Origin of the sequence: Mycobacterium sp. OAS707 (assembly GCF_014873705.1) — a bacterium.
Lineage (GTDB): Bacteria > Actinomycetota > Actinomycetes > Mycobacteriales > Mycobacteriaceae > Mycobacterium.
This window is the reverse complement of record NZ_JADBDS010000002.1, coordinates 291,938-313,018: the sequence shown is the minus strand read 5'-3', so window position 1 is coordinate 313,018 and position 21,081 is coordinate 291,938. Positions and strand designations below refer to the sequence as shown.

The 21,081-nt window shown below is 66.8% G+C and carries 22 protein-coding genes; 8 read left to right on the top strand and 14 right to left on the bottom strand.

The annotated features are described in order from the left end of the window. Positions 1–6: 6 nt before the first annotated feature. Complete coding sequence (locus GGC64_RS12340) at positions 7–921, top strand: alpha/beta fold hydrolase (protein WP_192722807.1); 915 nt, start codon at positions 7–9, stop codon at positions 919–921. Here the strand turns inward: GGC64_RS12340 and GGC64_RS12335 are convergent. The 8 genes from GGC64_RS12335 to GGC64_RS12300 form a co-directional block, all read right to left on the bottom strand. Beyond that, complete coding sequence (locus tag GGC64_RS12335) at positions 856–1,827, bottom strand: acyltransferase domain-containing protein (protein WP_192722806.1); 972 nt, start codon at positions 1,825–1,827, stop codon at positions 856–858. The two genes, GGC64_RS12340 and GGC64_RS12335, sit on opposite strands and share 66 nt — an antisense overlap. Continuing rightward, positions 1,824–2,432: a malonate decarboxylase holo-ACP synthase gene (locus tag GGC64_RS12330; RefSeq protein ID WP_192722805.1), complete on the bottom strand. Its 609-nt coding sequence runs from the start codon at positions 2,430–2,432 to the stop codon at positions 1,824–1,826. Before GGC64_RS12330 ends, GGC64_RS12335 begins: the two co-directional genes overlap by 4 nt. Further along, entirely contained in the window at positions 2,429–4,138 is a 1,710-nt protein-coding gene (mdcD, locus tag GGC64_RS12325; RefSeq protein WP_192722804.1) for a biotin-independent malonate decarboxylase subunit beta, read from the bottom strand. The genes GGC64_RS12330 and mdcD overlap by 4 nt, the downstream gene beginning before the upstream one ends. Then, the gene (gene mdcC, locus GGC64_RS12320; protein WP_192722803.1) at positions 4,135–4,428 is read right to left on the bottom strand and encodes a malonate decarboxylase acyl carrier protein; all 294 of its coding nucleotides are present in this window, start codon (positions 4,426–4,428) and stop codon (positions 4,135–4,137) included. Before mdcC ends, mdcD begins: the two co-directional genes overlap by 4 nt. Continuing rightward, positions 4,416–5,258 (bottom strand): triphosphoribosyl-dephospho-CoA synthase MdcB, encoded by an 843-nt coding sequence (gene mdcB / locus GGC64_RS12315; RefSeq protein WP_192722802.1) that lies wholly within the window; start codon positions 5,256–5,258, stop codon positions 4,416–4,418. The genes mdcC and mdcB overlap by 13 nt, the downstream gene beginning before the upstream one ends. Before the next feature lie 5 nt (positions 5,259–5,263). Further along, the gene (gene mdcA / locus GGC64_RS12310; protein ID WP_192722801.1) at positions 5,264–6,907 is read right to left on the bottom strand and encodes a malonate decarboxylase subunit alpha; all 1,644 of its coding nucleotides are present in this window, start codon (positions 6,905–6,907) and stop codon (positions 5,264–5,266) included. Then, on the bottom strand, positions 6,904–7,683 hold the full coding sequence (locus GGC64_RS12305; protein ID WP_192722800.1) for an alpha/beta fold hydrolase: 780 nt from the start codon (positions 7,681–7,683) through the stop codon (positions 6,904–6,906). Before GGC64_RS12305 ends, mdcA begins: the two co-directional genes overlap by 4 nt. An 85-nt stretch (positions 7,684–7,768) precedes the next feature. Further along, positions 7,769–8,980 (bottom strand): enhanced intracellular survival protein Eis, encoded by a 1,212-nt coding sequence (locus GGC64_RS12300; RefSeq protein WP_370582077.1) that lies wholly within the window; start codon positions 8,978–8,980, stop codon positions 7,769–7,771. 91 nt (positions 8,981–9,071) lie between these two features. On the opposite strand from GGC64_RS12300, the gene GGC64_RS12295 reads away from it, so the two are divergent. Then, positions 9,072–9,446, top strand: coding sequence for an ACT domain-containing protein (locus tag GGC64_RS12295; RefSeq protein ID WP_192722798.1), 375 nt, complete (start codon positions 9,072–9,074; stop codon positions 9,444–9,446). Here the strand turns inward: GGC64_RS12295 and GGC64_RS12290 are convergent, their stop codons facing one another. Further along, a complete protein-coding gene (locus GGC64_RS12290) occupies positions 9,447–9,671 on the bottom strand; it encodes a hypothetical protein (protein WP_192722797.1) in 225 nt (74 codons plus the stop codon). It lies immediately after the preceding gene. A gap of 18 nt (positions 9,672–9,689) precedes the next feature. Here GGC64_RS12290 and GGC64_RS12285 point away from each other — a divergent pair, with 18 nt between their 5' ends. Both GGC64_RS12285 and GGC64_RS12280 read left to right on the top strand, forming a co-directional pair. After that, entirely contained in the window at positions 9,690–10,184 is a 495-nt protein-coding gene (locus tag GGC64_RS12285; protein WP_192722796.1) for a macro domain-containing protein, read from the top strand. Further along, positions 10,181–11,281: a glutamate--cysteine ligase gene (locus GGC64_RS12280; protein ID WP_192722795.1), complete on the top strand. Its 1,101-nt coding sequence runs from the start codon at positions 10,181–10,183 to the stop codon at positions 11,279–11,281. The genes GGC64_RS12285 and GGC64_RS12280 overlap by 4 nt, the downstream gene beginning before the upstream one ends. Here GGC64_RS12280 and GGC64_RS12275 read toward each other — a convergent pair. Then, the gene (locus GGC64_RS12275; RefSeq protein WP_192722794.1) at positions 11,259–11,969 is read right to left on the bottom strand and encodes a 2OG-Fe dioxygenase family protein; all 711 of its coding nucleotides are present in this window, start codon (positions 11,967–11,969) and stop codon (positions 11,259–11,261) included. The genes GGC64_RS12280 and GGC64_RS12275 overlap by 23 nt on opposite strands. 106 nt (positions 11,970–12,075) lie before the next feature. Between GGC64_RS12275 and GGC64_RS12270 the strand changes: the two genes are divergently transcribed. Continuing rightward, a complete protein-coding gene (locus GGC64_RS12270; protein ID WP_192722793.1) occupies positions 12,076–12,444 on the top strand; it encodes a hypothetical protein in 369 nt (122 codons plus the stop codon). Here GGC64_RS12270 and GGC64_RS12265 read toward each other — a convergent pair. Then, positions 12,422–13,696: a competence/damage-inducible protein A gene (locus GGC64_RS12265; protein ID WP_192722792.1), complete on the bottom strand. Its 1,275-nt coding sequence runs from the start codon at positions 13,694–13,696 to the stop codon at positions 12,422–12,424. The genes GGC64_RS12270 and GGC64_RS12265 overlap by 23 nt on opposite strands. A gap of 39 nt (positions 13,697–13,735) precedes the next feature. Between GGC64_RS12265 and GGC64_RS12260 the strand changes: the two genes are divergently transcribed. Then, positions 13,736–14,122 carry a PaaI family thioesterase gene (locus tag GGC64_RS12260; protein ID WP_192722791.1) on the top strand — a complete coding sequence of 129 codons (387 nt, stop codon included), beginning with the start codon at positions 13,736–13,738 and terminating at the stop codon, positions 14,120–14,122. A gap of 5 nt (positions 14,123–14,127) precedes the next feature. Here GGC64_RS12260 and GGC64_RS12255 read toward each other — a convergent pair whose 3' ends face one another. From GGC64_RS12255 to GGC64_RS12245, 3 genes are all read right to left on the bottom strand, one after another. Then, on the bottom strand, positions 14,128–16,851 hold the full coding sequence (locus tag GGC64_RS12255) for a sugar-binding domain-containing protein (protein ID WP_192723851.1): 2,724 nt from the start codon (positions 16,849–16,851) through the stop codon (positions 14,128–14,130). A 128-nt stretch (positions 16,852–16,979) separates the two neighbouring features. Then, on the bottom strand, positions 16,980–18,323 hold the full coding sequence (locus GGC64_RS12250; RefSeq protein ID WP_192722790.1) for a pyridoxal-dependent decarboxylase: 1,344 nt from the start codon (positions 18,321–18,323) through the stop codon (positions 16,980–16,982). A gap of 24 nt (positions 18,324–18,347) precedes the next feature. Continuing rightward, positions 18,348–19,094, bottom strand: a complete 747-nt coding sequence (locus GGC64_RS12245) for a glucose 1-dehydrogenase (protein WP_192722789.1) — start codon at positions 19,092–19,094, stop codon at positions 18,348–18,350. 70 nt (positions 19,095–19,164) lie between these two features. Between GGC64_RS12245 and GGC64_RS12240 the strand changes: the two genes are divergently transcribed. Both GGC64_RS12240 and GGC64_RS12235 read left to right on the top strand, forming a co-directional pair. Continuing rightward, positions 19,165–20,238, top strand: coding sequence for a diacylglycerol kinase (locus GGC64_RS12240; protein WP_192722788.1), 1,074 nt, complete (start codon positions 19,165–19,167; stop codon positions 20,236–20,238). Positions 20,239–20,252: 14 nt separating this feature from the next. Continuing rightward, entirely contained in the window at positions 20,253–21,014 is a 762-nt protein-coding gene (locus GGC64_RS12235) for an HAD family phosphatase (protein ID WP_192722787.1), read from the top strand. Positions 21,015–21,081: the final 67 nt, after the last annotated feature.

Sequence of the window (21,081 nt, the reverse complement as noted above, 5' to 3'; positions counted from 1 at the left end):
TTCGGCATGGCTGTCGCAATTGCCCGTCCGAAGCTGGAAGGCACCATCGCCGTCGGTGATGACCGTCAGATCGGGTTTGCCGAGTTCGGCGACCCGCAGGGCCGCGCGGTGTTCTGGCTGCACGGCACGCCGGGCGCGCGCAGGCAGATCCCGGTGGAGGCGCGTGTCTACGCCGAGCAGCGGCAGATCCGGCTGATCGGGGTCGACCGGCCCGGCATCGGCTCGTCCACGCCTTATCAGTACGACACGATCTTCGCGTTCGCCGAGGACCTGCGCACCATCGCCGACACGCTGGGCATCGACAGGTTCGAGGTCATCGGCCTCTCCGGCGGCGGTCCCTACACGCTGGCGTGTGCAGCGGCGATGCCCGACCGAGTGGTGGCCGCCGGGGTACTCGGAGGGGTGGCGCCGGTGCGCGGTGTCGACGCCATCAGCGGCGGCATCTCGACACTGATCTCGGCCGCGGCGCCGGTGGTCCAGATCGCGGGCGCGCCGCTGCGGCTGGCCGCGAGCACCTTGATCCGGCTGATCCGGCCCGTCGCCGAGCCGGCGCTTTATGCATATGCCGCCATCTCGCCTGCGGCCGACCGTCAACTGTTGGTCCGTCCCGAGTTCCGGGCGATGTTCCTGGACGACCTGCTCAACGGCAGCCGCAAGCAACTCGCCGCGCCGTTCGCCGACGTGGTGGTGTTCGCCCGCGATTGGGGTTTCCGGCTCGACGAGGTGAAGGTGCCGGTGCGCTGGTGGCACGGCGACCGCGACCACATCGTCCCGTTCGAGCACGGGCAGCACGTGGTGTCCCGGCTGCCCGATGCGCAGCTGACCCATCTGCCAGGGGAAAGCCACCTGGCCGGCTTAGGTCGGGCCGAGGAGATCCTCGACTCCATGCTCGGGTTGTGGGACCACATAGACCAGAAGTGACCGCAGCCGCGCGATAACCGACGGGGGTCCGGTGTCGCTCATACTGAATGCGCTGACCGCCGGTGTCGTAGCCGTGACGAGCCGGCTCAGCACGTGCCCTGGCGGCATCTCGACGGTCGCGACGACTCCGAGCTCCGGCAGCAGCCGCACGATGTCGAACCACCGCACCGGATGGGCGACAGCCGCGGCGAGGTCGTCGAGCACCGCAGCGGAGTCGTTGCGAATCCTTCGGGCGCCGACGTTGGTCATGTAGGCCACTTGCTGCTCGCGCCGGGGAATGGTCGAAAGATATTGGCCGACAACACGTGCGGTGCCGCCTTGCAGTGGCCCGTGTGATGCGACGGCGACGTCGAGCATTTCGAAACGGCGCGCGCCGGCCCGCTCTGCCGCCCGTCGTGCGAGCTCTAGCGCGTCGACCGTCCCGCCGAGCACCGCCTGGTCGGCGGCGTTGACGTTGGCAATCCACAGCTGATCTTCGGCGGCCTTGCCACAGATAAGGTCGCGGACCACACGTAGCCGCAATCCGGTGAGCGCCGCCATCCCCCACTGACCGGACGAGCACGCCTGCGCCATGGCGTCTCCGCGGAGTCGCACCGCCGCAACGGCTTCCGCGAACGTGAGCACCCCGGCCCCGACTGCGGCAGCGAAGGCGCCCACCGAGTGGCCTGCCACAATGTCGGGAGATATGTCGTCATCGAGCGTCCGGGCCGTCGCGACACCCGAGATCAGCAGCGCCAGTTGAGCATTCGTGGTCGACGCCAGCGATGCTGCGGTATCCAGCTCGTCGATCGGGCCGAGCAGCTCTGCCGCTTCTGCCAGCGTTCTTCGCGTTGCTGCGGTGTCCGGCAGGCTTGCGAGCATGCCTGCGTGTTGTGCACCCTGGCCCGGATACAGGAATGCGATCATGACACCAGCCGGTCGAGCCTCATCAATGACGGCCCGTCGTTGGTGCGTACCAGCACCTCGCCGCCGTGGCCGAGAAGGTCGTCGAGCGCAATACCGCCGAAGGGCAGGTCGAGCTGACAGTCGACGCGTGCAGGCAGTTCGCGGAACGCATCCCGAAGACCCGCGAGCAGCGTCAGCGGTGGCACGTCGTCGACTGTGATCACCAGGTCGAGGTCGCTGGCCGCTGTGGCCGCGAAAACCCCTGTCGCCAGGCTGAATCCGACACTTCCGCCGGGACCCCACCGCAACCCGGTCGGTGCCAGCACCGCTGCGGCCCCGCGGAGCGCTTCGGTGACAGGTTGGTCGGGCAGCCGATCGACTCGGTCGACAAGATCCGCGGGAGACTGGACTTCGGTCACCGCGGTGCTTTCGATCAACGTCGCATGTCGCTGTGATCGGGTCGGACCGCGAACACCCACGGGCAGATAGCCGGGCGCGCACCTGGCGCGCCGGACGACGACCCACGGCGCATCCCGTAGCGCGGGCGTCACCCACGCCGGGCCCATCCGGCACAGTCGGGCGACCGAATTGATGCGCACCAGGTCATGCGGGCGCGGTCCGGTCATGGCCGTTCGGTGCTGTGCCACTGCGCGGACATCACGTCGCGGACCGCACGTGACGCCTTACGGTTTGTCAGCGCACCCGGCGAATCAAGGCGGTTCGATAAATCCCGCGGGCCGCTGCGGGCGGCGGCGATCGCGACGTCGACCGCACTGCGCACACTGTCGACGTCCTCTGCGGTGGGCCGCTCAGCGTCGGATACTTTCAACAGTCCGTCGCAGAGTCCCAGCTGCGCCCAGTCCCGAACGTTGTAGCTCAGCGGCACAACCGTTTTGGCGAGCTCGTCGAGTTCGTCCACGGTGCGCAGCGTGATCCGGGCCGCAGCAGCCTTGTGCATCGCATGGATCTCCACACCGGGATCGTCGAGGGCCAGTATCTGCTGAGCCTGCAGGCCATGGGCGAGAAAGCCGCCGGACAGCGCGTGCCCGACCACGATCGCCACCGTCGGATGGCCGGCGTTGCGAGCCCGGTGATAGGCGTCGACGGCGGTGGCGATGGCTTGGTGCAGACCGGCCATCTCCTCGATGCGACCGTATGCCTGGCTTGGCAGATCTACTACGGCAACGATGGCGCGATTCGTGTTCGACGCGATGACATCGTCGATCGCGGCGGCCAGGGCCCAGGATTCGGTGAGGCCGACCTCGCCGTTGCGGGCACGATGGAATGGGTTGCCCGGATCCGGCACGACGGCCAGGTAGGTGGCATCGGTGGTGTCGGCCCGGAGCACAGAAGGAATGACCGGGACGGGTTCGACACCGGCAAGAGCGGTCAACCACAGCCGACCCCGGCTGGCCGTTGCCGACGGTGTTGCGGCAGCCGCGGGCCCGGCGCCGTCGACCGGCTCGAACGCCGGGCCCCACAGCTGCCGAAGGTCCTGCGGTGCAGGGGCATTGCGCGGATCGATGCTGGCCAACCGCGAGCCGAGAACGTCGACGCGTTCGCTACGATGGGTTCCCGCGGGTGGCACCCCGGCGGCGACCGCCTCGATGATCGCAGCACGGATCAGGTCGCGATCGTCGTCAACGAGCTTGTCCGCCAAGCCGATTGCGGACCGCTGTACGCCGCCGTCGATGCTCCAGATCAACGCACGGTCGGCGGCGTTGAATTCGGTGATGCCCGCCTCCTGTTCGATGACGGCGGGTCCGTTGAGCCCGATCCTGCCTTGCGGAGTGATGATCAGCCGCGTGCACAGCCCGGCGGCGATGCTCATGCCGCCGAACGAGCCGACCTCGCCGGCCACCAGGCCGATCACCGGAGCCAGTGGCCGCAGATCCAGTACGGCCGAGCAGATTTCGGCGACAGCGTTCAGACCGAGGTTGGCTTCCTGCAGCCGGACCCCACCGGTCTCGAACAACAACACCGCCGCCGTCGGCGTCCCCGCGCGGCTGGACTCGGCCGCCAGTCGCAGGGCCTGGCTGATCTTGGCGCCCGACACCTCACCGGTGCCTCCGCCCTGAAAACCCTGTTCGATCGACGCGACCACGGCGGATCGGCCGTCGAGGGTGCCGCGGGCGATCACGACGCCGTCGTCAGCCTGAGGCACGATGCCCTGTGGCTCCAGCCACGGTGATTCGATGCGGTCGAACGGACCACACAGCACCGCAACGCTATCCGGGTCGAGCAGCGCGCTTGCCCGCTGCAGCGCGTCGCCCTCGAGGAAACTGCGCCGCGCGAGGATCTGCTGCCAGTCCCGCGACGCGACCGATGTCATTGCGCCGCCTCGGCGGCCTGCCGCAGTCGCAACGTGACGACGGCCGGAGTGGCTCCGAAGTCGTTGAGCTCCCAACGCCCGGCGAGTGGGGTGTGAGTGAAGAAGCGTTCAAGCGTTGCGTGCCACACGGTGTCGAAGCCGTCGACGCTGGTGCGAACCCGGACCTCTGCGATGTCGGCGTCGGACGCTTCTTCCAGCAACACTTCCAGGTCACCGGACGCCACGACGCCGATGTGGGTACGCGTGCGCGTGGTTCGGCTGGCCGGGAATTGATACCTCAGCGTTTGCATATCGGTCCTTCCGGCGCCACCGAGTCAAGGAACAACGTCGCGGCGAGCAGATCGGCGCTGCCGCCCATCGACAGACCGCGCCGGTCCGCCGCGCGGCAGAACCGCTCGAGGCGCCGTCGGCCCGCAGGCGTTGCGCAGCCGCCACTGCGGAGCACGCCTGCCGCCGAACGCTGCACGAAGGTCAGGCCGCGCCGACCCCCGCGATGCAGCACGCAGGTGTCATCCAGGCGCGCCATGATCGCCATCAGCGCATTGAGGGCCGCCGCATCATCGGAGATACCGCTGTGTCGACCGCACCGCAGCATCGGCAAGCCACGGGCGACCACGTGTGGAAAACCTTGCTGCGCTTCGCCGGCCGCTCCTGTTGCACCGTAGCGCAACCGCGCGCGCTCGCCATGGGACAGCGAATGTCCGCGCGCGGGATCCGGCAACCGCGCCAGGTGAGCGGCGAAAGCAACGGCGGCGGTGGTGGTTTCTGAAACCGCGACGCCCGCGCAGAGCAAGCCGAGCGCCCACAGCGCGCCGCGGTGAGTGTTGACGCCGCCGGTGGTGGCGAGCATGCGGCGCTCACCCGCGCGTCCGATGGCGCCGATGCGCGCCCGTAGGCCGGGCCCGAGCGGCATATCGCGTGCGGCGTCCGCGCACTGCCGCAACGGTTCTCGCAGTGTCTCGGCAGAGCAGGCCAGCAGGGCCAGGCTCATGTCGGGATGGCTGTGGCGGCCGGCCGCGTCGACAAGCCCTGGTTTCGGTGTCAGCAGCGCCTCGGTGCGCAGGGCGTCGACGGCGGTGTCGGCGATCTGTTCGCTGGGCAGACGGACAGCGGTCGTCATCAGCTTCACCAATCCCGGAACTGTGCGGGCGGCTCGTAGAGCCCGCCGGACCATGCGACCAGATCCTCGATGCTGCGTGCGGCAAGCAACGACCGATCCGCTTGCCGCACAGCGATACCCAAATCTTCTGGGAACGCGACCAGTCCGTCGCGGCGCAGCTGATCGGTGCGTGCGGCATCGGCGCCGAGACCCACCGGTGTCACCCCGGCGATCGCCGACAACGCCGCCCTGCGGTCGTCCAGCGACGGCGCCTTGTACAGATACGCCACGCCTTCCTCGGTGACGACATGGCTGACGTCGTCGCCGTAAATCATCACCGGCGGGATCGGCATCCCTGCGTGCCTGCCCACCTCGACTGCGTCGAGCGATTCGACGAACGTCGGAATGCCACCCTTCTGGAACGTCTGCGCGATCTGTACCACCAGCTTTCGGCCGCGCATCGCGTTGGCATCCCCGTGCGCGAGACTCAGCCATGCGTCAGACGAATGCCTGCGGCCGTGCGGATCGTGGCCCATGTTCGGTGCGCCGCCGAACCCTGGCAGCCTGCCGTCGGTGACGGTCGACGAATTGGCGTCGCGATCGATCTGTAAGGACGAGCCGATGAACATGTCGACCGCATACTGGCCGGCCAGCTGGCACAGCACCCGGTTGGAGCGCAGCGAGCCGTCGGGGCCGGTGAAGAAGATGTCGGGCCTGGCCGCGGTGTAGCGCTCCATCCCGGCCTCGCCGCCGAAGCAGTGGATCGATTCCACCCAGCCCGATTCGATCGCCGGGATCAACGTGGGATGCGGGTTCAGCGTCCAGTGTTTCGCGATCCTGCCTTTGAGCCCCAACTGGTCGCCGTACGTCGGGAGCAGCAATTCGATTGCCGCCGTGTCGAATCCGATCCCGTGATTGAGCGACGTCACCTCGTGGCGCTGGTACACGCCACGGATGGCGATCATCGCCTTGAGAATCTCGACCGGCCCGATCAGTCGCGGGTCGCGGGTGAACAGCGGCTCCAGCGCGAAAGGCCGGTCGGCCTCGACGACGAGGTCGATCCAGTCCCCCGGGATGTCGACGCGCGGCAACTCGCCGGTGCCGACGATCTCGTCGGCCTGCACAACCACCACGCCGTCGCGAAATGCGGTGGCTTCGGCGATCGTCGGTGTGTCCTCGGTGTTCGGCCCGGTGAACAGGTTGCCGTCGCGGTCGGCCTTCGTCGCGCACAACAGCGCGACATTGGGCGTCAGGTCGGTGAACATCCGCGCATAGAGCTCCACGTAGGTGTGGATTGCGCCGATACGCACCTGGCCGTCCTCGACCATCTGCGCGATGCGGACACTCTGCGGACCGGCGTAGGCGAAATCCAGTGTGGCGGCGATCTTCTGCTCGAAAAGGTCGAGATGCTCAGGACGTGACACCGAGGAGATCAGCATGTGGAGGCCGTTGACCGCGCTGGGGTCGCACTGGGCGAGTGTGCGCGACAAATAGTCGGCCTGCTTCTGGTTGTCACCCTCGAGCGCGACCCGATCACCCGGCCGCAGCAGCGCCTCCAACGTGTCGCGCAACCGCTTCGGTTCGATCACCTTGCCGTCGACGTAACCGGCGACCGCCGAGAGCCGATCGTGCTTGTCGGCTCTGCGGCGGGTCCAGGTCTGCGCGGTCACCCGCCAGCGGCCTCGATGATCAGATCGGCCACGTCGCGGGCCTTCGACACGATCGACAGATGGCTGGCATCGAGTTCGATCGTCTTGGCGTTCATCCGTTGCGCCATGAACCGCTCGAGGTCCGGATTGATCGTGCGGTCGTTCTTCGACACCGCATAGAACGTCGGCTTGTCGCGCCAGGCCGCGTTGGTGGTGCGGCCGTTGAACAACTCATCGGAGATTCTGCCCTGCACGGCGTACAGCACCTTGGCCCTGGCTGCCGGGACGTCCTGCGCAAAGTCGTTGAGGAACGCCTCCTCCGAGAGTTGTGCGTATCCGTCGGGCGCCTTGACCAGACCCGCGCTTGCCGGCGGCGTCGGGTACTGCGCCGCCAGTGCGGTGTAGTCCTCGCCGACGTCGGGCGCGCGGGCGGCGATGTACACCAAAGCCGTCACCTTGGGGTCGACCCCGACCTCCGTGGCGATCATGCCCGAATAGGAGTGGCAGACAAGCACTGTCGGGCCATCCATCAAAGCCAGTGTGCGACGGGCGAACTCACAGTCTTCGTCCAGGGTGCGCAGCGGGTTCTGCACAGACGCCACGTTCAGCCCCCGCGCCTGCAGGTACGGGATGACGTCGGCCCAGCACGAGCCGTCGGCGTACGCGCCGTGCACCAGCACCACGTTGCGGGCCTGCGGCATTGGGCTGGGCGGTGGCGCTGCCGACGCGCGTTGCGCCCCGATAAGCACGGCGGCGCTGCCGAGCGTGAGCGCCGCGCCGAACGTCCGTCGATCCATCCGAGCTCCGTTCCCAAGCCACTAGGCCTCGCATCTCATAATGTATGCAACCGCCGAATGCTTCCATACCGCTGAGGCGTCGTGGCTAGAAACCGTATCCGAGGACCGCGGGCGTATCAGTGCTAAACGAGACGTCCAGACGCTCGATAAGGCTGTGTTCACTCGCGTGTAACCGGTTGGCGCCGGAAAACGACGAAGCCTTGTGCGTCCCCAGGTACAGGCTGCCAAGGATGTCGAGGCCAAGCCGAATGTCGGGCTCTGCGCTTGTCGGTGTGCAGCGGGCACGGCCGTTGCGCACATCGAGTGCGAATCGGCCGCCGTCACTGCGGAACCCGTCCGACACCTCGATCACCGCGGAGAGGTCCGCCGCATAGCTGCGCGCTTCGAGGACGGCCGGGATGTCCATGATCCGCAACCACAGGTCGTCCTCCTGTTGGGTCAGCCGGGCGACTCGATGATCCGTCAGCAGGTATGGCAGCGGGTCGGCGGGATTCGTGCTGACGTGCACCGTCTCCATGAGGTCGAGTCCGAAAAGCGCGCGGCACAAGGCAATTCGGGCCTCGGTGGTCGCCGCGACGAACTCGCGGACGCGCACATACATCGGGTGGTCGCCGAACACGCGGTACAACACGTAACCGTCGGGATGCAGGAACGCATACAGCTCCGTTCCCCCGCGGCGGTCCGACTCACGATCAGCGAGTAGTTCATCCCACAATGAGCTCGGGCGAATCAGACCGCCCGGTGTGCGCTGCCGCCAGCGGTCGTAGATCTGCTCGAGCGCGTCGCGATGGTCGGCAGGCTTGATCAACCGAACACCGCCGGGGTCGGGAGCATCGTCGCGAAACCGGGCAAAGCGCCGGTCGACCGTGAATTCCTGCTCGATAGTCGCGGGCCCGTATCCGAAGCGCCCGTAGATCCCGCCCTCGCTGGCGGTCAGGCCTGCGAACGGATACTGCGCCTGGGCGATCCGGTTGTGCAGTTCGAGGTACATCGCTCGCAGAATGCCGCGGCGGCGGTGCGTGGGCGCGACGCCGACAATCGTGACGCCTGCCATCGGCAGCGCCGCACCGCCTGGAACGGTCAGTCGCATATCGAGGTAATGCGCCATTCCGACGATGTCGCCGTCATCGCAGGCGAGGACCGTGCCCTCGGGCGGCATCATCGACCGCCACGCGCCCAACGACTCGGGATGCCCGAACCGGCCGAAGCTGGTGGCGTCCAACAGCGCGATCGCCGGCCAGTCGGCGTCGGCGGCGGAACGAATCTCTATTGAGGCCGAAGTGGCGGAAGCGAGCACAGAATTCGACGGTGCCACAACCCGTTGCCCGAGCGCATCCCAATTTCTCGCCAAGCCGATACCGTTGGATTGCACGGAAGGAGCGCTCGCCATGGCGACCGATTTGACGCTCTACCTCGATGACCAACCCGGCGAGTTGGCCCGAGTCGGCGACGTCCTCGGCAAGGCCGGTACCAACATCGGCGGGTTGTGTGCGCTCACCACGGGCGGCGGGCAGGCCGAGGTGCACATCCTCGTCCAGGACGCCACGTCGGCGTTCGAGGCGTTACAGAACGCCGGCATCAAGATCGCCTCCGAGCAGGAGGTGATCGTGCTCGACATGGAGGATCGGCCAGGTGCCCTCGGTGAGGTGGCGCGCAAACTCGGCGACGCCAAGGTCAACTTGACCACCGCCTACTTGGCGACCAATACCCGTCTGGTGCTGGCGGCCGACAACTTGGCGGAGGCCAAGGCCGCGCTCAGCTGATCAGCGTTTGATCCAGCTTCTGACGGTTTTGAGATCCCGCGAGTACGCGGTGAGGATGTCATCGTGGTAGAGCGAGCCGCCGCTGATCGCTTCGTTGCCGTGCCACAGCACCTGCACCCGGACGATGCCCTTGGCGTAATAGTCGGTGCGCTCGACATCCCGACGTTCCCACCCGCCCAAGTCGGCGAGGTCAGCCAGCGTCTGCCGCTCGTCGGTTGCAGTCATCGATGAGACGATACAGCGGTGATCGCTATCGAGGTTCAGCAGGCCGATGTGACCCGGCTCGACGTCGACGCGATCACCAATGCGGCCAACACACAGCTCAGGCACGGCGGCGGGGTGGCTGCCGCGATCTCTCGCGCCGGCGGTCCTGCCGTACAGCGCGAATCCACCGAGAAGGCCCCGATCGAACTCGGCGGGGCGGTCGAAACCACGGCCGGTGACATGCCGGCGCGCTACGTCATCCACGCCGCGACGATGGAACTGGGTGGGCCGACGTCGGCAGACATCATCGCCAAGGCGACCCGTTCGAGTTTGGCGAAGGCTGATGACCTCGGATGCCGGTCGCTGGCTCTCGTCGCGTTCGGCACCGGCGTCGGCGGCTTCCCCCTTGCAGAGGCAGCACGGCTGATGGTCGACGCGGTACGCGACCATGAGCCCCGGTCGCTCGAAAGGGTGGTGTTCGCCGTGCACGGCGGCCAGGCCGAGCAGGCGTTCTGCACGGCTTTGGAACGGTGACCGGCGATATCGCGACCGTTGGCGTCGAGGAGGAGTTCCTGCTCGTCGACCCCGACAGTGGTCGTCCGCAGCCGGCCGCGGCCGCCGTCGTCGCGGGAGCCGAAGCGGATCTGGGCGACCAGGTGTGCGGTGAGTTCACCAGAAGCCAGATCGAGGTCAGGACGGCACCGTGCACCGAAGCCGGTCAGCTGAGAGACGAGCTCGCCCGGCTCCGGACGGCGGTCGCGAGAGCGGCCGTCGCGGAAGGCTTGCGGCTGTGCGCGTCCGGGACCCCCGTCGTCGCACCAGAACCCGCCCCCGTCGCCGACCACCCGCGGTATCGCGCCGGTGTGGCGCAGTACCGTGCGATGCTCGACGACTTCATGGTCTGTTCGATGCACGTCCACGTATACCTGCCGGACCGTGAGCTTGCCGTGCGGGTGAGCAACCATCTGCGGCCCCGGTTGCCGCTTCTGATCGCGGCGAGCGCGAATTCGCCCTTCCACCAAGGCAATGACACCGGTTACGCGGACTGGCGCGCAGTGATCCGCAGCCGGTTTCCCTGCCTCGGACCGCCGCCATACGCCGAATCCCTGCGCCACCACGAGGAACTCGCGGCCATGATTGCGGACTCGGGTGCGATGCTGAACGCCGCGACACCGTTCTGGGACATCCGGCCGAACCCGAAACTTCCGACGCTGGAAATTCGCTGCATGGATGTCGTCGCCGACATCGATGACGCCGTCGCTCTGGCGATGCTGATCCGCGCGCTGGTCTCGGTCTCAACCGACGAGGCGCTGGCCGGCGATCCCGGTCCCCAACCCAACAGTGAGGTGCTCCGCGCCGCGTATTGGCGGGCGGCCAGAGACGGATGGACCGGCCACGGCGTGGACGCGGTATCCGGCGAGGTAATGCCTGCATCGGTGCAAATGGCCGGCCTTGTCGATCACCTCGAGCCCGCACTGCGGCGGCACGGTGACCGCGCGATCGTGGACGGACTCGTGGGGCGGCTTGCCGAGCGCGGCACCGGTGCAGAGATGCAACACGCCAGTCTGGCTCGGCGCGGATCACTTGCAGGGGTCGTCGACGATCTCGTCAGCTTGACGGCGCGAACGTAACCACCAGCACGTCGCGTTGCGCAGACTGCGAGGGATCGCGGGGCCGGATCGCCGAAACGCCGTGCAAGGTCCTGCGGTCATCGCCGAAGAGCAGCGTGCCGGGCTCCTGCAGCGTGGTCTTCAGCAGCTGCCGCCCTGCCATATCCGTGACCGTGCTTTCGCCGCCGGCGGCGTTGCGCCTGCCGACCAACAGCGAGGTGACCAGCGTGACCCCGTCGCGATGCATGCCCTCTGGCGTCGGCTGGCCCGCGCCGTCGGCCGTGGCCAGCACCCGAAACGGGGTCACCTTCACATCCCATTCAGCGGCCTCGGCCAACGCTGTGGCCAGCCCGCCCAGCACCGTCAGAATCCGGTGCAGCAGTTGGTCTTTGGCGAATGCGTCGGTCAGCGGCTCGAAGTGGCGGCCGGTTCCGATGTACAGCGGGTTCGAATCTTCTGGCTGAATGAACGCGTCGTGCGTCGTCAGTTCGAAGTTCCCGTCTGCCGGACTGAAGATGAAGTGTCCGTAGCGGCGCAGCCGTTGGGTGCCCAGGTCCGCGGCATAGCGATCTGGTGCAAGGTCGTCCCAGTGCGCCGCGAACTCTGCCCATGCCGAGTCGTCGACGCCGAGGCACGCGTTGAGTTCGGCGGGCCGCACCACACCGGCGCCGACCGCGGTGAGCTGCTGCGCAAGGCGTTCTGACGTCATAGCGCCGAATGCATACCCAAAAAATGTGTAAGACCTACCTCCGCTGCCGGCTCCTACCCATGAAGGCGGCCCAACCGGGGCCGCGACCGCAGAGAAGGAGCTCATCATGAAGAAGAAGTTGACCGCCGCGCTGGGCGCTGCAGCCGTGACCACGGCGGCGTTGTTGTTCGGAGCCGCCGGATCCGCACACGCTCTGGCTTACGTAGTCACGAATACCGATGCGTTGGGCGTGACCGTACACGTCCATTCGTTTGGTCAACCCGCGAGCAGCGGCCTGTGCACGTACACCGCCGTGCCGTTCAAGGTGCCCCCAGGTGTCATCCCGCCCGCACCGGTGTACAAAGTCCCGTTTTACCTGCAGGCCAACGGAACTCACGATCTCTGGTTTCCCGGCGTACAGACCGGGACGAAGTGGAAGCTGGCCATCGACTGCGAAAACGGCGTGGACAGCGTCACCCAGGAAGTCGTGTACTGAGCGCGCGGCGCAGCATGTGCATCGCGACCGTCGTCGAGCGCTCGCGGATGTCGGACCGATTACCGGGCAGCAGCAGGGTGCGGGTGGACGAGTCGCCGTCGGCCAGTTTCACGGTGAAGCACACCGTGCCGACTGGCTTGTCCTCCGTGCCGCCCGACGGTCCGGCGATTCCGGTGATCGCGACCGCGGTGTCGGCACCGAACCGGCTCAACGCCCCATCGGCCATCGCCTCGGCGACCGGTTCGGACACCGCGCCGTGTTCGGCGATCAGCTCGGGTGCGACGCCGAGCAGCTCGGCCTTCGCCTCGTTCGCGTATGCGACGACGGCCCCGGCAACGTAGGCCGACGAACCCGGCAGGTCGGTCAGGCGGGCGGAAAGCATTCCGCCGGTGCATGATTCAGCCGTCGCGATCCGCCTGCCCGCCAGCAGTTGTGCGATCTGATCGTCGACGAGTGAGCCATCTTCGGAGAAGATCTCCCGCCCGTGCCGCTCGCGGAGCAGCTCCATCAGCTTCGTATAGACGGCCGCGGCGTCGGGCTCGTAGCGAGTGACGATCTCGAGCTCGCCGCGCCGCAGGCAGGTGGTGATCTCGAGCCGGTCAAAGCCGTCGACGCTCTGCTCAGCCTCGCGCAGCGTCTCGGCCAGCCCGGATTCGGGCAACCCGAACATCCGCAGCATCTCTTGGCGGTACATGGTGCGACCGGCGATCGCCTGTTGCACCGCATCGCTTTCGACGGCGAGCGGCCACATCGGCTGCAGCTCGCGCGGCGGCCCCGGCAGCACCACGATCGTGGGCTTGCCCGGCACGACGACACCGGGCGCGGTCCCGACCGGATTGATGACATGGGCGCCGACGGGGATCATCGCCTGCTTGCGGTTGGCGACCCGGACTGCGTCGATGTCGACGTTGTCGAAGCGCGCCATCAATCGCTTGAGGATGTCGGTGATGCGGTCCTCGAGGGCCTGGTCGAGCACCAACTCGAGGCCTGCGAATTTCGCGACGGTCGCCACCGTCATGTCGTCGGCCGTCGGACCGAGGCCACCGCTGGTGACGATGAGGTCGACCCCTTCGTCGGCGAGGAAGCGCAGCTGGGCCTCGATGTCGCGCTCGCGGTCGCCACAGATCGTGATGTGGGCCAATTCGACGCCGAGTTCCAGTAACCGGTCGGCGATCCAGGGGCCGTTGCGGTCCTGGACTCGTCCCGTCAGCACCTCGGTGCCCGTCACAACGATGCCGGCGCGTGCACTCACGTCCACCGACATTACGGCAGCCCGGTAACGTCGTTCTCCATGACGGCGCCGAAGTCCCTCCGCGAGCTGTTCGATCAGCTCGGCCTGCAGGAGGTTCCGTCGGACGACGGCACCGTGACCATGGAGATGCCGGTCGACGAACGAACAGTCAACACGGCAGGAGGCCTCCAGGGCGGGCTGGTCGCGACCATGGCCGACGTGACGGCCGGCCAACTGGCCGCGCGAGCCACACCATTCGGGATGCGCATCGCCACCACCGACCTGTTCATCCGCTATCTGCGGCCCATCAAGGTCGGGCCGGCGCGCGCGGTCGCGCGGATCCTGCGCACCGGCAAGCGGTCGGTGGTGGTACAGGTGGACATCTACCGGGCCAACGACGACGAGATCGGTGCGACGGCGACGGTCAACTTCGCCGCGGTGGACTAGCAGCCCTACTTGATCGCGACCAGTTGCGCCGGCGTGTTGTAGCCCGTCACTCGCACCCAGTTCGGCCTCACCCCGGTCCACGCCTGTCCCGACAGTTCGACCGTCTCACCGGGGAACACCGTGACGTAGTTGTCGCTGTACTCGACAGGCAGGATCTCGTCGCCCTCGGGTGTGGGGGTGAGTTCGGCGCGCTCGAAGAACGCGACCCGTTGCGAGGGGTTGTGCAGCCGGATCGTCACGCGATTGTCGCCGGGGTCAGTCGACCTCGACGCGGTGACATCGAGCGGAACCTGAGCCATGGAGTTCAGCCCCGTCATGTTCGCCCAGCTGGTCTGGTTGAGCTCGAACGCCGAATCGTTGCGCGGATCGCCGACGTCGTCGAGCTGTTGGGATTGCCAATAGGTGTTGTCGGACACGACTTTTCCGGCCCAGTCGAGCAACTGCGCGCGCACGAAGTACACACTGGAATCGCGGGCGACTCGCGGTAGCGTCAGCGCCAGTTCCCCTCCCCCGGGCATCACGTTGATATTGGCCGCGCTGCGATCGTCGCGCACCCGGCCCTGCAGGTCGTAGGTCCGCACCCGTACCGTCAAACCTGTTTGCTGCCTTGGGGTTTGGTTCACGACAGTGAGGTTGGCGTGGTCGTGGTTGCCCGTCGCGTACGAATCGAAGACCACGGACAGCGGCCGCAGTCCCTTCTTTGCGCCGTAATACGCGCCGCCGGGCCGAAGGTAGTAGTCGAAGATGTGCCCGAAGAATGACGGCCAGTGGTTGTTCAGCATCCAGTAGATCGTCATCTTGTGGTTGTCCCAGCCGCCGGCGGCGAACGCCTCGAACTGGGCGCGCGTCGACTCGTAGTGGGCCAATTGCGCCTTGCGCGTGAACTCCTCCGCGTCGTCGGACGCCCCGTACCTGCGGTCGACGGCGCGCCGAATACTGGTCAGCTCTGCGTTTCTCGGATCGGAACCGGCATGGAAGAACCATGCGTCGTTGATCGGCCAGAGCTTGTCGGGCGGGATGAACTTCTTCAGGCTGGCGAACGGCGGGATGCTCTCGTTGTCGCCCTGTTCGGCCGTCGACCCGCGGGTGGCCGGGTAGCGGCCGGAGAACCAGTAGCTCGGTGGTCGCCAGCTGTACGGGCCGGCCATCTGGATGCCGTCCCAGCCGCGCTCCCCCAAATCCTTGACGGCCAGGGAGGAAACGGTGTCGACGGTCGCGTTCTGCCAGTGCAATCCTGACAGGATCGAGTGGTATTCGGACAGGACGTTCTCGGGGGCCCTGCCGTCACTGCCGTTGGCCCACACGAAAACCGAGGGATGACTGCGAAGCCCCTCGATCTGCGACCGAAGGCTGTCCTGTGCGACGCGGCTGTCCTCGTCGCCCCACTGACTCCATTTCTCCCACTGGTTGCAGCACATCCAGCCGTACATCAACGGGATGCCCATCTCGTCGGCCATCTCGGCGATGTGATCACCGGGGAATTTGCCTTCGAGGCGAATCATGTTGAGCCCGAGGTCTTTTACATAGCCCAGGATCGCAGCGTCACGGCTCGGGTCGTTGGCGTACAACAGGTCGGGGGTGTACGCAGCGCCGCGGACCAGGAAGTCTTTCCCGTTGACCTTCAGGTAGAAGTTACCGCCCTTACCCAGTTCAGGGAACTGCTCGTCCTGGTCGCGGAACTGCTGAACGGAGCGGATGCCGAACCGCAGATGTTCGGTGTCGACCGACCGATTGAATTGCCGGAATTCCAGGTTCAGGTCATACAGGTCGGGTCTGCCCATGGTGTACGGCCACCACAGGTCTGGATTGTCGACGGTCAACTGCGAGAACTCATCCGGAGTGAAGCTGATTTCGCGCTGCTCACCGGCCGCGAGAGTGACCGGCTGCTCGAGCTGCACATCGGGCTTGCCGGGGCGGGTGATCGTCGCCCGCAGCACTCCGCGGACCTGTTGTGCGGAGGCGTTGCGCAGGCTGCTGTAGATCGTCAGCTTCGCGGAATTCGTTCGCGGTAGCGGCAACTCGGAATTGACGGTGGCCGAGCCGAGGGCGACAGCGCCGGACGTCTTGAGGTAGACGGGTTTCCAGATGCCCGCATTGCGGTCGGGGACAAAGGAATTCCCGTTGCCGGGGTTCTTTCCCGGTCCTTGGTAGCCGAGGTAGTTCCAGTTGATCCAGTCATACCAGCTGTCGGCCAACTCGACGCCGTTGACGTCCTGCAGAGCCCGCTCCGGGGTGATCTTCACGGCCAGTGCGTTGGCCTCGCCCTGATTCACCCACCGCGACACGTCGAGTTCGTGGGCGGTGTGCATGCCGACGATCTGCGTGTTGCCCGCGATCAGGTGGCCGTTCAACCAGATCTCGGCGCGGTAGTTGATGCCGGGAAACTCCAACTGGTAGGTGGTGTGGCCGGCAGGCGCAGTGAATGTGGTGCGATACCACCAGTCCTGCTGGTAAAGGTCCTGCGGGACAGCGCCCAGATTGGTGCCGTAGTACAGGTCGGGGTACGTGCCGTCCTCTTGGAGGGTCTGCAGCACGGTCGCGGGCATCCGCGGGATGGCGTGCCAGCCGGCGGCCTTGTAGTCCGGTTTGGACAGCGCGGCCCCGTCGGCAGCCACATTGCGAGCGGAGACCAGGCTCCAGCCCTGTGCCAGCTCGATCTGGCCCGGCGGCGGCCCCGGCTTCGCGAAATCGGGGAAGTCCGCGGCGCAGAGCAGCAGCAACAGCGCCATCGACAGCAAGATTCTCAAGACGATGTGCCGACGTCGTTCAACCGACATCTGCTCCCCGTCCACCGGATCACCGTACCTGCAGCCCCGGTTGCAGGCTCAGTCAAGCAGCGCAACGGAATTGGTGTCGGTCACTCTGTTCGCGCCAACACCTCCCGCACCAGCTCCAGCGTGGTGTCTGGATGCAGGAATGCGAATCGGCCCACCGTTTCGCCCTCCCATTTGGTCGGCGGGATGAACGCGACCTGATCGTGGTGGAGTCGCTGCGCCCAGGCGTCGTAATCCTCGGGTTTCCACCCCAGCCGACGGAACAGCACCACTCCGAGGTCGGGCTCGCGGATCAACTCCAGTTGGGGGGCGGCCTTGATCAGCTCGGCGGTCTGCTTCGCCAGCGTCGCGGCGACCTCGATGGCCTGCCGGTAGGCATCCAGCCCGTACACCGCCAGCGAGAACCACAGCGGCAGCCCGCGGGCCCGCCGGGTCAGGTGATAGGCGTAGTCCGACGGGTTCCACTCGCCGTCCGACGTATGGATCACGTCGAGGTACGACGCGTCCTGGGTGTGGGTGGCGCGGGCCAGGTCGGGCTCGCGATAGAGCAGTGCGCAGCAGTCGAACGGGGTGAACAACCACTTGTGCGGGTCGAGGATGAACGAGTCCGCCTGCTCGAGGCCCTTGTACTTCGGTTTCAGCGAGGGCGCGAAGATTCCGGATCCGCCGTAGGCGCCGTCGACGTGGAACCACCAGCCGCGGTCGCGTGCCAGCGCGCCGACGCCTGCCAGGTCGTCGACGATGCCCGCGTTCGTGGTGCCCGACGTGCAGACCACCGCGGCGATGTTGGCGGCGTCGGCAGGTACCGCGTCACGGACGGTATCGGCGGTGAGCCGATGGTCGGGGGTGTCGACGACCAGAGCGTCCATCTCCAGCAGCCGCAGCGTGTTGACGATCGACGAGTGCGCATCCGAGCCGACGACGACGCGGAGCCTGCCCGTCGCGCCGCGTCTCTTGGCGGTCTCGCGTGCGACGGCCAGCGCGGACAGGTTGCCCGCCGATCCGCCCGACACGAAGCATCCGCCCGAGGTGGTCGGCAGTCCTGCCTCGTGCGCGATCACCCGCAGCACGCTGTTCTCCGCCGCGATCGCGCCCGATGCCTCGAGCCATGAGATGCCTTGTATCGACGCGCACGACACCAACATGTCGAACAGCAGCGCCGCCTTGGTCGGGGCGGCAGGAATGAAGCCGAGAAACCGCGGACTGTCGGCCGAGATCACGCTCGGCGCGATCACCGAGGTGTAGACACCGAGCACCTCGTCCGGCGGCCGTGGCTGATCGCGGATCACGCCGTCGAGGCGGTCGTACAACTCTTCGGCGGGCAGCACGCCCTTGTCGAGCGGCACAGGGTTCATCCGCAGCCGGTTCTCGGCGTACGCGAGCACACTGCGCACCATCTGCTCGGTGGTTTGGTCGACCTCGTGCATGGCCGAAGTCTTTCACCCAAAGGGCTACTTGTGCGGCACGTCGTTCGTCAGGCCGCCGTCCATGACATATTCCGCTCCGGTCGAGTAGCGCGACTCGTCGCTGGCAAGGAACACCACGAACGTCGCCACCTCTTCGGGCTGACCGGGCCGGCCCAGCGGAATCCGCAGCATGTTGTCGGGGAAATGCTTGGTCATCGGGGTGCGGATGAAGCCGGGGTGCACCGAGTTCACCCGGATGTTGTGGGCGCCGAGTTCGAGCGCCGCCGACTTCGTCAGCCCCCGCACCGCCCACTTGGACGCCACGTAAGGGTGCACCATGACGGCGCCGCGCAGCCCCTCGATCGACGAGATGTTGATGATGGAACCGCCGCCGTCGGCCTTCATCGCCTCCACCGATGCCTGCATGCCCAGGAACGTTCCGGTGAGGTTGACGTCAATCACCTTCTGCCACTTGGTCATATCGAACTGACCGATCTGGCCGAGCGCCACCGTCCCTGCGTTGTTGACAAGGACGTTGAGCTTGCCGAACTCGTCGATGGCGGTGGCGACGGCAGCGTCCCATTCATCGGCCTGCGTGACGTCGAGGTGGACGTAGCGGACAGAGTCGGGTGTGGACGCGTTTATTTCGTCGGCAAGCGCCTTGCCCTTGTCGTCGAGGATGTCGCCGATCACGACCTTGGCGCCCTCGGCGACGAGTGCCCAGGCATCTGCGGCTCCCATGCCCTGGGCCCCGCCGCTGATAAGTGCAACTTTTCCGTCCACGCGTCCCATGAGGGGTCAGGCTACCGTGCGCGCGTGCTACAAGTAGAACCTGTTCCAGTTGTCGGCGAGGGGAAACAGGATGGCGATTCGGGTTGCGCTCATCGGCACCGGCAACTGCGGCAGCCTTGCCCTCAAGCAACTCGTCGAGGATGCGCGCTTCGATCTGGCGGGCGTGTGGGTGTCGACCGACGCCAAGGTGGGCCGCGATGCGGGCGAGCTCGCGGGGCTCGACACGACGACTGGTGTGGCCGCGACCAATGACCTCGACGCGATCATCGCGGCCAGGCCCGACTGCGTCGTGTACTGCGCGATGGGCGACACCCGATTGCCCGACGCGATGGCCGACGTCCGCAAGATCCTGGCTGCAGGCATCGACGTGGTCGGGTCAGGGCTCGGCGTATTGCAATATCCCTGGCAGGTGATCCCCGATAAATACATCGAGCGCATCGAAGATGCTGCGCGAGAAGGGAATTCGACCGTCTTCATGACGGGCGTCGATCCGGGATTCGCGACGGATCTACTGCCCTTCGCGCTGGCGGGGACGTGCCAGCGCATCGAGCAGGTGCGCACCATGGAGATCGCCGACTACGCCACCTACGACGGGGCGACGGTGATGTTCGACGTGATGGGCTTCGGCAACGAGATCGGCGATCTGCCGATGCTCTACCAGCCGGGCATCCTGAGTATCGCCTGGGGCACCGCGATCCGGCAGCTCGCGGCGGGCCTCGGCATCGAGGTCGACGAGATCAAGGACGCAGTCGAACAGGAACCGGCACCCGAGGATTTCGACGTCGCTGTCGGCACCATCAAGAAGGGCACGGTGGCGGCCGTGCGCTTCCAGATCGAAGGCATGGTCAAGGGCAAGCCGGTGATCGTCGTCGAACACGTCACCCGGCTGCGCCCCGACCTGAGACCGGACTGGGCGCAACCCGCTCAGCCGGGCGGCTCGTATCGCGTCGAGATCACCGGCGAACCGTCGTACGTGATGGACATCTGCCCGACGAGCCGCAACGGTGACCACAACTACGCGGCCATCCTCGCCGCGGCCGGCCGGATCGTGAACGCGATCCCCGATGTGGTGGCCGCGGCGCCGGGCATCAGGACCACGCTCGATATGCCGCTGGTGACCGGTAAGGGCTTGTACCGCAGCTAAGTACGCTAGATGCGATGAGCGCGCCTGCAGCAGACCCGATTGCGGAGATCGCCGCGAGCCCACCCGGGCCGCAAGTCGGTGCGTTCTTCGATCTCGACGGCACACTGGTCGACGGATTCACCGCGACGGCACACGCCAGCGATCGAATCAGGCGCAGGCAAGCGCGCATCGGTGAGGTGCTTGGCGTCATCGAGGCGTCGGCGCGCTACCGGCTCGGCAGAATGCGTTTCGAGCATCTGCTGACCAGGGCGGCGGGCTATCTACAGGGTGAATCGCTCGCCGAACTCGACGAGCTGGGCGAGCGACTGTTCGTCGAACGTGTTTCCTCGCGGGTGTTCCCCGCGATGCACGAGATCGTGCAGGCCCATCAGGCGCGCGGCCATACCGTGGTGCTCAGTTCGTCGGCGATGACGATCCATGCGGAGCCGGTGGCGCGCTTCCTCGAGATCGACCACGTGTTGTGCAATCACTTCGAGCTCGACGAGTCCGGCCGTCTGACCGGCCGGATCGCGAAGCCCGTCGTGTGGGGCCGCAACAAGGCGTCCGCGGTGCAGCAGTTCAGCGAAGCCAACGGCGTTGATTTGCAACGTAGTTACTTCTACGCCGACGGCGACGAGGACGCAGCGCTGATGAAGCTGGTCGGCTGTCCCCGTCCGGTGAACCCGCGACCCGGCCTCGCCGCGCTGGCCGCCGCCAACGGATGGCCGGTGCTCAGGGTGATCGGATCGGGCGGCCGCAGGCGACGGTCGTTGCGCAGGCTGGTCGGCTACGACTAGGTCGCTGAGCGCGCCGAGCGTCGGATATGTGACCGATTTCGGCCGAATTTCGTCATATTCCCTACGC

Bases quoted from the DNA above. Each gene is read 5' to 3' on its own strand.
- GGC64_RS12305 (WP_192722800.1), bottom strand. From the start codon at position 7,683: ATGGATCGACGGACGTTCGGCGCGGCGCTCACGCTCGGCAGCGCCGCC.
- GGC64_RS12245 (WP_192722789.1), bottom strand. From the start codon at position 19,094: ATGGGACGCGTGGACGGAAAAGTTGCACTTATCAGCGGCGGGGCCCAG.
- GGC64_RS12235 (WP_192722787.1), top strand. From the start codon at position 20,253: ATGAGCGCGCCTGCAGCAGACCCGATTGCGGAGATCGCCGCGAGCCCA.
- mdcB (WP_192722802.1), bottom strand. From the start codon at position 5,258: ATGACGACCGCTGTCCGTCTGCCCAGCGAACAGATCGCCGACACCGCC.
- GGC64_RS12295 (WP_192722798.1), top strand. From the start codon at position 9,072: ATGGCGACCGATTTGACGCTCTACCTCGATGACCAACCCGGCGAGTTG.
- GGC64_RS12290 (WP_192722797.1), bottom strand. From the start codon at position 9,671: ATGACTGCAACCGACGAGCGGCAGACGCTGGCTGACCTCGCCGACTTG.
- mdcC (WP_192722803.1), bottom strand. From the start codon at position 4,428: ATGCAAACGCTGAGGTATCAATTCCCGGCCAGCCGAACCACGCGCACG.
- GGC64_RS12250 (WP_192722790.1), bottom strand. From the start codon at position 18,323: ATGCACGAGGTCGACCAAACCACCGAGCAGATGGTGCGCAGTGTGCTC.
- GGC64_RS12260 (WP_192722791.1), top strand. From the start codon at position 13,736: ATGACGGCGCCGAAGTCCCTCCGCGAGCTGTTCGATCAGCTCGGCCTG.
- GGC64_RS12255 (WP_192723851.1), bottom strand. From the start codon at position 16,851: ATGGCGCTGTTGCTGCTGCTCTGCGCCGCGGACTTCCCCGATTTCGCG.
- GGC64_RS12330 (WP_192722805.1), bottom strand. From the start codon at position 2,432: ATGACCGGACCGCGCCCGCATGACCTGGTGCGCATCAATTCGGTCGCC.
- GGC64_RS12275 (WP_192722794.1), bottom strand. From the start codon at position 11,969: ATGACGTCAGAACGCCTTGCGCAGCAGCTCACCGCGGTCGGCGCCGGT.
- GGC64_RS12240 (WP_192722788.1), top strand. From the start codon at position 19,165: ATGGCGATTCGGGTTGCGCTCATCGGCACCGGCAACTGCGGCAGCCTT.
- GGC64_RS12335 (WP_192722806.1), bottom strand. From the start codon at position 1,827: ATGATCGCATTCCTGTATCCGGGCCAGGGTGCACAACACGCAGGCATG.
- GGC64_RS12270 (WP_192722793.1), top strand. From the start codon at position 12,076: ATGAAGAAGAAGTTGACCGCCGCGCTGGGCGCTGCAGCCGTGACCACG.
- mdcD (WP_192722804.1), bottom strand. From the start codon at position 4,138: ATGACATCGGTCGCGTCGCGGGACTGGCAGCAGATCCTCGCGCGGCGC.
- GGC64_RS12340 (WP_192722807.1), top strand. From the start codon at position 7: ATGGCTGTCGCAATTGCCCGTCCGAAGCTGGAAGGCACCATCGCCGTC.